The organism is Chamaesiphon sp. OTE_20_metabat_361, from assembly GCF_031364565.1.
Genome location: NZ_JANLWO010000103.1, coordinates 1 through 8,937, shown reverse-complemented (window position 1 = coordinate 8,937; position 8,937 = coordinate 1). Strand labels below are relative to the sequence as shown.

Genomic DNA, 8,937 nt, shown 5'->3' with positions numbered 1-8,937 from the left:
TCGTTCATACATCTCCCTCCGCTGCTTGCTTCCGGTGGTGGCAAATAGCGGTGGGGAGATGCAATCTCTCATTCGCCTGCTTTCATCCCACCGCCAAGGCGGGTACACCTATGGCGGGGGAATTCCCGCAGTCCTAGTTAAGTAATCTCCCGCTCCTGCTGAGACTGCCATGCAGCAGCGCGTTCTTGGCGTTCTCGATCGCGGCGTTTGGTTTCTTGCTGCCTGCGGCGGGATGCTGCCATCCGCTGCTGGAGTGCTTCTTGCTCGAAATAGGTTGGCGACATCGGCATTCCTGAGTAGCCATTAGCCGCCAAATTGCGCTATTAGGCTTTGCCAAAACTTTCAAATCGATTTTTGCAGGTATGTTTCTGGCAGCGATAGGGGTAGACATTAATTAAAGATAGCATTCGGTCTGTCAGGTCGATCCGCTGGGAGCGGACTACCTCAGCACAACCGCATTTGGGACACTTGCGATCGACTTGCGTTTTGGAGAGGTTAGAAAGCATCAGGGTAAGAGTTGACTAGTGTGGGTGTCTACTAGTTGTCTAGTTTACTCAATCCCGATCGCATCACCGTACGCTTAATGTATTATTAGTTACTAAAAATTGTCATTAATGCTGGTAATGGCCGATCGATCGAATGATAAATCAGCCAAGTAGCTGAGGCACGCTCTGAGAGAATAAGTGGGTGTCAATTTAGAGGTAGGTATTGGCGAAGATGGCGGCTTGAGTGCGATCGCGCAGATTTAATCGATTCAATAAATTGGTAACGTGATTTTTAACGGTACCTTCGGATATGTATAGCTTCTGGGCAATTTCCCGATTATTGTCACCTTTGGCAATCAGTTTTAAGACTTCGAGTTCGCGCGGCGTTAGTTCGTTGAGTTCGGGCGGTAAAGTAGTCGCTGGTTGCGCTTGCTGGGACATCACTTTGGCAAGCATCCCTGGCGCTAGGTGCGTATAGCCGCGATCTACTGCCCGAATCGCTGCCGCAATTTCCTCAGATGGTGTATCTTTGAGCAGATAGCCTTTGGCACCATTGGCGATCGCGGCTGAGACATAGGTATCATCATCAAAGGTCGTTAATACCAGCACGTTTACCTGGGGAAATTGCTGACAAATTTCGCGAGTGGCGGTCACGCCGTCCATTAGCGGCATCCGAATATCCATTAAGACCACATTGGGATGGAGCGTTCTGACACATTCGATCGCTACTACACCATTTTCGGCTTCACCTACCACACACAGATCTGGTTCGAGTTCGAGCAAAGCTTTTAGTCCTTGTCGAATCAGGTTTTGGTCGTCTACTAACAGAAGCCTAATCATAAAAAATGCGGCATTGCTGGATCGAAGTATGAAATTGCTAGTGATGGAGTTGGGAGTTCGGAGTTTGGAAGAAAGAGGAATCAGTTTGTACAGAAAAGATCCAAAGTCATACCCTAATCCAGCAACGCCAAAAATGCTAAATAGCGGTGAAAGTGCTGAGCGCATTAGGACTGCTTTATTTTCCCATCCTGACTTTCACAAGCAGCCCTATGTGTCGGTCGAGTTTTCCCTAACTCCTAACTCCTAACTCCTAACTCCCAACTCTCTTAAGTCTAATGGTTTACCAGTTTGACATATTATGATGTAATTGGCTGGCGATCGAGCCGAGATATCCATGAGAATTAGCCCGCAGTCGTATTCTGGAGTACCAAAATGATTCATGGCAAAAAAGTGGTCTTTTACGAACTCAACGAAGTACCGCGCAGAGTTTTAGTAGACTACACCACTGCAAATCCGCAGTCGGCACTCGCCCAAATCTTGCGGCAAAGTGCGGTATATGAAACCGTAACTGAAGATAAAGGTCACTTATCACCCTGGATTACTTGGCCGACTTTGCATCGCGGCGTTACTAATGAAAAACATACCATCCAAAATTTCGGCCAAGATTTAGCAGAAATAAATCAAGAGTACCCCAACTATACAGAATTGCTAGCACGCGCTGGCGTGAAGGTCGGTGTATTTGGGTCGCTGCATACATACCCGTTGCCCGCAGACATCTCGCGGTATGCCTTTTATGTCCCCGATACCTTTGCCAATGGTTCGGAATGCTTTCCCGATGCGCTGACCTGTTTTCAAGATTTTAATCTCAAAATGGTGGATTCATCGGGTCGGAATGTCAATAAAGGCTTGAACATTAAAGCCGCATTACCATTTTTGACCAAAGCGCCACAATTGGGCGTCAAACTAGACACCGCCTACCGACTTGCCAAACAAATCGTCTCCGAAAAGATCTGGCCCAGCCGCGTCGTGCGGCGACGGACATCGCAAATGCAGCTAGCTTTCGACCTATTCATGCAGCAGCTCGATCGCCACAAGCCAGATTTATCCACGTTTTTTACCAATCATGTGGCATCATCGATGCACCGCTATTGGCCAGCTAAGTATCCTGATGATTTCCAGGATCTGGAACTAACCCCAGAGTGGCACGCTACTTACAATGCCGAAATTGATTTTACAATGGCTGAAGCCGATCGTCAGCTAGCCAAATTGCTCGCCTTTGTCACCAGCAATCAAGATTATACGCTACTAATCGCCAGCAGTATGGGTCAAGCCGCAGTCGATCGATCTACATCCGTGAAGACTCAATTACTCATTACCGACTTAAGCAAATTTATGACCGCCATTGGGGTCAGTCCCAGTCAATGGCAACCGCGTCGTGCGATGGTGCCGATGTATATGGTCGTCATCGATGATGCCGTTGTGGATGTCGCTCGTGCCAATCTGCGGAAGTTATCGATCGACGGTGCGCCAGTAGAAGTAACTGACTTAGGTAACAATGTTTTTCAAATCTTCTTTCAAGTCGAAAATCCCGATCGATCGCAATTAACAGTTTTACTCGACGGTCGCGTGCAAACCCTCAGTGATGTAGGACTCGGCATCATCGACATCGAAGACGAATCCGGCTCTTATGCCTATCATATTCCTGAAGGAATTTTGCTCGTCTTCGATCCCAGCAACCCAGTTGCCACTGATGGCGGCACGATCTCCACCACCAAAATCGCCCCAGCGATGCTCGCTAATTTCAACGTCCAGCCACCTGCCTACATGGTCTAGAGCTAGCCACCGATTAAAATCGGGGCTAGTGATGCCAAGTCCGCCTGCGCGGACTGAATCTTTATTCCGCGCAGGCAGACTTCGCATCATGAGCAGAGACTTCAGTCTCTAGGCTCTTCCGATCCCGAACTGACTTTAAATCAACTACAACGTCACTCGATCGAATGATTTATCGCCCTCGATCGAGTTGGTAGACTCGATGCAATGGCGATAAGTCGATCGCCGCTAAATTTTCCACCTTTACGGAATGAGGTTATTGTCAAATGTAGTCAATCACAGACCTCAATTGAACTTAGAAGACTTTCCACTGAAAAAGTTCCGAGCAATTCGCAGGCTGCTTACATATATTAATATATTAATTATTAAACCCCGTCGTACAGACAAGGAGCGCAATCATGTCATTCAATTCTCAACCCGACGACCGCGACAATTTATCTGAAGCTGAATTAATGGATTGCCTCCTTGCAGCTACTACTACTGAGTATCCATGGAATCCAGCCGACCCAGACACTGCGGACTATTATACCCAAACCGATAGTCAGTTTAATTTAGATGATTGGTCGGAAGCGGAGATTGCCGATCGATCGAGCGCTTTTTTTACGCAGATCCAGTCATGTTGGGACACTACCAGCGCGGCTCCAGTCAGTCCCCTAGCCGCCATCAGCGAGCGATTTGGTACCCGAGTACCCCAGCAGTGGCTCGCGCAGATTGCGGCCAATGTCGGCGCACTAGCGACTAGTAACCTAGAGCCAGTCGAGCAACTAGTCAAAGCGGTAGGCGATTTGCTATCAAATTGGGCGACTGACGATCTGTTGGTGATGGCGCGTCCTTACGCTTATGCCATGCGGTGCAATCCTGGCGTTGACGAACCCGATAACATTGTCAGACCCTTAGCTTGGGAGCAGTTATCCGAGTTAGAGCGGGCAAAATTCACCATGCTTATTGCTCGATATGCGATCGATTCGCTGTAATTGTCGGGGGATGGGGTGGGGTAAATAAATCGGTAAAGTGGCGAATTTTGTTTTCGACTTCCAGCCATTCTTGTGCCGATTGGGAGCCAGTAACGATCCCCGCACCTGCAAATAATAATAACCGATCGCCAGTAACTAGTCCCGATCGAATTGCCACGGCAAATTCCGTATCATCATACCCGACCCAACCGACAGGTGCCGCATACCAACCGCGCTCGAAGGGTTCTAATTCGTGAATTAGTTTTAAGGCTTGGGGACGGGGGAAACCCCCTACTGCGGGGGTGGGATGGAGCAGTGGTAGGATCTGGGCATCAGTTAGTTCGGCGGTGAGGATGCCTTGACATTGGGTATATAAATGTTGCACCTTGTTGAGTTTGAGAATACTGGCTGACGGCTCGATCGTCACGGCATCGCAGATTTGGGCTAAGATTGCTCGTAAATTATTTACGACTAATTGATGCTCGTGAATGTCTTTGGGTGAGTTGCGTAATTCATCACTCAACTGTCGATCCAGTTCGCTAGATGTGCCCCGCTGGCGCGTACCCGCGATTGCTTCAGTTGCTAATAATCGATCGTGGCGATAATACAGTCGTTCGGGAGAGGTACCGATAAAAGCCGTCTGAGGGTCGGTCTGAAAGCAAAAATGATAGCTGGGGTAGTTATGCGGTTGGAGTAATAGTAAGAGAATTTGGGGCTGGAGATCGCTGGCAAATAGCAGCGTCGATTTTCGTGCCAAGACGATTTTTTCGAGCTGGCGGTCGGTAAATTTCGCCAGTGCTAAGTTAATATTTTGTTGCCACTGGTAGCGGTCGGGAGTATCGACGCGAGCGATTTGGACGGGTGTTGCGACGGTGACTGGTAGCTGAGTTAGATCGACTCGGCGCAACTCAACTAAGATTTGCGCTAATTCTCGCTCCCAATGTGCCACATCCGGCGTACCGAAAAAATTACAAGCAAAAAAAGTCCCACTTTCATCCATCCAGATTTCAAATCTCGGCACCACAAAGCGATAGTTGCCAAATGATTTCCAGCTCGGATCGATCTGGCGATTTTGACTGAAACCAATGCCGCCGTAGTAGCGAACTCGGGGGAAAAGTGGGGATAATTTTTGTCTCAATCGATCGAACACAGCCGGATAACTAATCGGCAGATCCCCTGCTACCACATCCAAAGTCCCAATCCCCGCCATCGTAAATCGACCGTGACGGTCCGACCAATAAGTTTTGCTAGCTGCTGTTTGCCGTGCTAGCCAGTGTAAGGGTTCTAGGTGCGGAACTTGCACTTCAATGCGCAAAATTCGTCCCTCTATTGCTAGAGGGACGATTGCAGTGGCATCAAAAAAACTTTTAATCTGGGTGGCTATCTTCAGATACAGATCCATTACGAGCTACTCACTTCCCACCCAAAAAATAGACATTTGCAATTCACTATCCACTATCCACTATCCACTATCCACTATCCATACCAGATGTCTAACTTGGGTTCGTTCCATAGTCGTCGGCTCGGGGAACCCGAGCCGTGGAAACAAAGGCGGGACGAACTCCGCAATTTGTCACTGGGAAGGGAGCTATGAGTGACGATTAGGATTGCTCCTCCCGTTGGCGAAGAGCCATCTCCTCTGGAGAATCGAGCAGCGGCGTCGGTAAGGTACTAATCATCGGGGCAACAATCGGCTCTGAGGCTCGATCGAGGGCGGCTACAGCCACATTACTCGGATTGACAATCCCACCCGAAATCACGACTTTAAATGCGTCCTCGATCGACATTGCCAAATCTAGCACATCATTTTCGTTTACCACTGCATACCAGCCAGTAGCGGGATTGGGTGTCGTTGGAATAAACAGATTTAACATGCCTGGAGGCATTTGGGACTGAATCTCACTATCGAGCGTGCCCGTCACAAAAGCTAGCGCCCAAATTCCTCGACGCGGATATTCTACCAATACGACGCGGCGGAATTTGTTGCCGGAGTCGCGCAGCAGCGTCTCTAAGAGTTGCTTGAGTGTTTTGTAAACCGCACCAGCTAAGGGAATGGCTTGTAATAACCGTTCGCCGACATCCAAGAGCCACTTGCCCGCAATATTCCGCGCCATCAAGCCAATTAACAGGATGATTAACAGCGGTGCTACTAAGCCGACTAATAAATTCAACAAGTAGACTAGAACTGGATCCAAGCCATCAAACGGTGCGATCTGCTTGGGGATGCGAGTCAAAAAATTAACGACCCACGTCGCCACATTAATCGACAACCAGATGGTCGTAGCGAGTGGAATCGCCACTAGCAACCCAGCGATCAAATCATTTTTTAAGTCCTGCTTGAAATGTTGGAACACAAATCTCTGACTCTCTAGTTACGATCGGTCATGTCGATCTTGTCTACTCATACTATACAAAGCTTTACCGAATCTGGGGAAGGGGTAACTTCCAGTATCCCACAGTTTCAAGCTCATCCACTTAGTACTGAGGGCATAAATTTTAGTGCTATTTAGGAAAGAGATGGGAGATGGGAGATGGGAGGTGCAAGGATTTCAATAGTGACTGAATTTGTGCCACTTAATACTAAATATATGAATAAAGGGTTAGGAATACTGAAGATGCTTAAAGTATACTCCGATTACCCATTATCCATTACCCATTATCCATTACCCATTACCCATTACCCATTACCCATTACCCATTACCCATTACCTATTTAAGAACGCGTCTGAGTCCCGTCCAGCCGATCGTGATATAAGCAACAGCGAGGAGAACGCTGGCTAAACTAGTCCTGACACCAGTTTGAATCATTCTATTACTGACTTGATTTTCGCGTTTTTGTCTTTGGATTTGGAGATTTTGCTCGGATTTTTGGGCAAATTTCTTGGGATCTGTCAGTAACAATTTATTGAGCTGAAGATTTGCCAGCCGTTCGCCTTGAGCTTGTCCGCTGGCGATCTCGCGATCGATGGTAGTAATTTGCTCTTTGACTTTATCCTTGCTCAGAGCATCGATCTGTTGCAGATTACCTTTGATGCCTTGTTGAATCTGCGTTACCTCTTCGCCAATTTTTTTGAGATCCTGGGATTTAAAATCATTAGTGGTAATCAGTTGAAAGGGAATAATCAAGACGAAAATCAATCCCAACAAGCTAGCAAGCGAGAAAGTCGCGATCCGGCGCATACTGCCCCGATCTCCACCATCTTCGGTGGAAACGATCTCAATCCAATCACCAGCGACCACAAAAGCAATACCCACTAATGGTAGTAGTCCGCGATCGACTAGTTGACTAGTAGCATAAAGCCACCATCGACTGCCTTCTAACACTAGATTTTCTGGTGGAAAACATAGCATGAAAACTAAATCGATCAGAGAAGATAAAATCAGTACTGCACCTGCGGTTTTAAGCGCCAGGGGGGTTAGAAAACTACTAACAATAGGTTGCATAGTCTAAATTATTGAGATGTGCCAGATGTACGCTCCGACCAGTGAGCGATTGGTAAATGCGTCGTGTAAGGATCTAAAAACTTAGATTATCTTGTTTTGGGTAAGTTCCCCGCGATTTGCTGAGGCAACGCTTCGCGAACGTCACCAAGTCTCGCCTAAAATCTAATTACTCAGTTTATCTGTTATCTCGCGCTTTATGACTCCCAAAGTTGACATTTATTCCGATCTACAGGCACTAATAGCCGCAGCCCTAGAGACGATCGTCACCCGCATCCATACCGCCATTAACGAACGTCAGACTTGTTCGATTGCTCTCTCTGGTGGTTCGACGCCACAGCCATTGTATGCGGCATTGGCTCAAGCTGATTTACCATGGGACCGAATCCAGATTTTTTGGGGTGACGAACGCTATGTGCCAGCTACCGACCCCGATAGTAACTATGGCATGGCTAAGCGCGTCTGGCTCGATCTGGTACCGATCCCAGCCGCAAATATCCATCCAATGCCAACGCACTTCGATCGACCGCAACTAGCCGCCGAGGAATACGAGCGTCAGACCTTAGCTCAGTTTGGGCTAGAAACTGGGTCGATTCCCGTTTTTGACATTATCCTACTGGGGATCGGCGATGATGGGCATACAGCCTCTTTATTCCCCCATACAGCAGCTTTATCAGTCGCAGATCGACTGATAACTGTCGGCGATAAAGATGGGCAACCTCGGATTACTTTTACCTTTCCCCTGCTCAATCGCGCCCGGTGTGCGATCTTCTTGGTCGCAGGCGCTAGCAAACAACCCGCGCTAGCCGAAATCTTTGCACCTACGGGTGACATTCATACTTATCCATCGCGCGGCGTCCAACCTCAAGGCGAATTGCTCTGGCTGCTAGACGCAGCCGCTGGCGAGCGGCTAGCTCCTCGCTAAATCTACCCTTGTGTAGTAGCAAGTACATAAAGATTGAATGCCTATTTCTGGTAAAATCGAGACAGACCAAGTCTCTAAAATGTCCGGTCTTATCTACCCCGATCGGACCAACTTCGCAAGTAGAGTGCCTGTTCGAGACAGTATCCCAAAATTGATGAAAACAGCCTCAAAACTTACTTCTAAGTACCAAAACTATCCACTATTCACTATTCACTTAAGACACTGTCTTGATTCGCTGTCTTGACTGAAACACATGCGGAGGTGCCCTCCGCATGATTTCAGTCGCTAAACTGTCGGGAACCCCGACGAGCGCGAATCGCTAGTAAACTTGTTTTAATACAAGACGTGAGTAAGCATAAGTCTCTAAAAATTAACATCAGATTTTTATGATTGTCTGTCCGAACTGTAAGCACGATAACCCTGAAGGTGCCACTAACTGCGAAGCTTGTTATACAGCCTTGCCAGCAACCAAAGCTTGCCCAAACTGCGGTGCATCAATTCAGCTTGATGCTACATTTTGCGG

10 protein-coding genes are annotated in these 8,937 nt (G+C 47.9%); 4 read left to right on the top strand and 6 right to left on the bottom strand.

Annotated elements, in window-relative coordinates:
- Positions 1–137: 137 nt before the first annotated feature.
- From RMO35_RS02950 to RMO35_RS02940, 3 genes are all read right to left on the bottom strand, one after another.
- Complete coding sequence (locus tag RMO35_RS02950; protein WP_309738449.1) at positions 138–284, bottom strand: hypothetical protein; 147 nt, start codon at positions 282–284, stop codon at positions 138–140.
- 39 nt (positions 285–323) lie between these two features.
- On the bottom strand, positions 324–506 hold the full coding sequence (locus RMO35_RS02945; RefSeq protein WP_309738448.1) for a hypothetical protein: 183 nt from the start codon (positions 504–506) through the stop codon (positions 324–326).
- Between the two features lie 189 nt (positions 507–695).
- Positions 696–1,325 carry a response regulator transcription factor gene (locus RMO35_RS02940; RefSeq protein ID WP_309738447.1) on the bottom strand — a complete coding sequence of 210 codons (630 nt, stop codon included), beginning with the start codon at positions 1,323–1,325 and terminating at the stop codon, positions 696–698.
- A gap of 372 nt (positions 1,326–1,697) precedes the next feature.
- On the opposite strand from RMO35_RS02940, the gene RMO35_RS02935 reads away from it, so the two are divergent.
- Together RMO35_RS02935 and RMO35_RS02930 are read left to right on the top strand one after the other, a co-directional pair.
- On the top strand, positions 1,698–3,098 hold the full coding sequence (locus RMO35_RS02935) for a hypothetical protein (protein WP_309738446.1): 1,401 nt from the start codon (positions 1,698–1,700) through the stop codon (positions 3,096–3,098).
- A gap of 395 nt (positions 3,099–3,493) precedes the next feature.
- Positions 3,494–4,069, top strand: coding sequence for a hypothetical protein (locus RMO35_RS02930; RefSeq protein WP_309738445.1), 576 nt, complete (start codon positions 3,494–3,496; stop codon positions 4,067–4,069).
- Here RMO35_RS02930 and RMO35_RS02925 read toward each other — a convergent pair.
- The 3 genes from RMO35_RS02925 to RMO35_RS02915 all read right to left on the bottom strand — a co-directional run bounded on the left by RMO35_RS02925 (position 4,038) and on the right by RMO35_RS02915 (position 7,492).
- On the bottom strand, positions 4,038–5,363 hold the full coding sequence (locus tag RMO35_RS02925; protein WP_309738444.1) for an isochorismate synthase: 1,326 nt from the start codon (positions 5,361–5,363) through the stop codon (positions 4,038–4,040). The two genes, RMO35_RS02930 and RMO35_RS02925, sit on opposite strands and share 32 nt — an antisense overlap.
- A gap of 286 nt (positions 5,364–5,649) precedes the next feature.
- Positions 5,650–6,402 (bottom strand): DUF502 domain-containing protein, encoded by a 753-nt coding sequence (locus RMO35_RS02920; RefSeq protein WP_309738443.1) that lies wholly within the window; start codon positions 6,400–6,402, stop codon positions 5,650–5,652.
- A 355-nt stretch (positions 6,403–6,757) separates the two neighbouring features.
- On the bottom strand, positions 6,758–7,492 hold the full coding sequence (locus RMO35_RS02915) for an HpsJ family protein (protein ID WP_309738441.1): 735 nt from the start codon (positions 7,490–7,492) through the stop codon (positions 6,758–6,760).
- 196 nt (positions 7,493–7,688) lie between these two features.
- On the opposite strand from RMO35_RS02915, the gene pgl reads away from it, so the two are divergent.
- Positions 7,689–8,414: a 6-phosphogluconolactonase gene (gene pgl, locus RMO35_RS02910; protein WP_309738439.1), complete on the top strand. Its 726-nt coding sequence runs from the start codon at positions 7,689–7,691 to the stop codon at positions 8,412–8,414.
- Between the two features lie 386 nt (positions 8,415–8,800).
- A partial coding sequence (locus RMO35_RS02905) for a double zinc ribbon domain-containing protein (protein ID WP_309738450.1) occupies positions 8,801–8,937 on the top strand: 137 nt, incomplete at its 3' end.

Excerpts from the sequence above, each read along its gene's own strand:
- RMO35_RS02935 (WP_309738446.1), top strand. The coding sequence starts at position 1,698 with ATGATTCATGGCAAAAAAGTGGTCTTTTACGAACTCAACGAAGTACCG.
- RMO35_RS02945 (WP_309738448.1), bottom strand. The coding sequence starts at position 506 with ATGCTTTCTAACCTCTCCAAAACGCAAGTCGATCGCAAGTGTCCCAAA.
- RMO35_RS02915 (WP_309738441.1), bottom strand. The coding sequence starts at position 7,492 with ATGCAACCTATTGTTAGTAGTTTTCTAACCCCCCTGGCGCTTAAAACC.
- RMO35_RS02940 (WP_309738447.1), bottom strand. The coding sequence starts at position 1,325 with ATGATTAGGCTTCTGTTAGTAGACGACCAAAACCTGATTCGACAAGGA.
- RMO35_RS02930 (WP_309738445.1), top strand. The coding sequence starts at position 3,494 with ATGTCATTCAATTCTCAACCCGACGACCGCGACAATTTATCTGAAGCT.
- pgl (WP_309738439.1), top strand. The coding sequence starts at position 7,689 with ATGACTCCCAAAGTTGACATTTATTCCGATCTACAGGCACTAATAGCC.
- RMO35_RS02950 (WP_309738449.1), bottom strand. The coding sequence starts at position 284 with ATGTCGCCAACCTATTTCGAGCAAGAAGCACTCCAGCAGCGGATGGCA.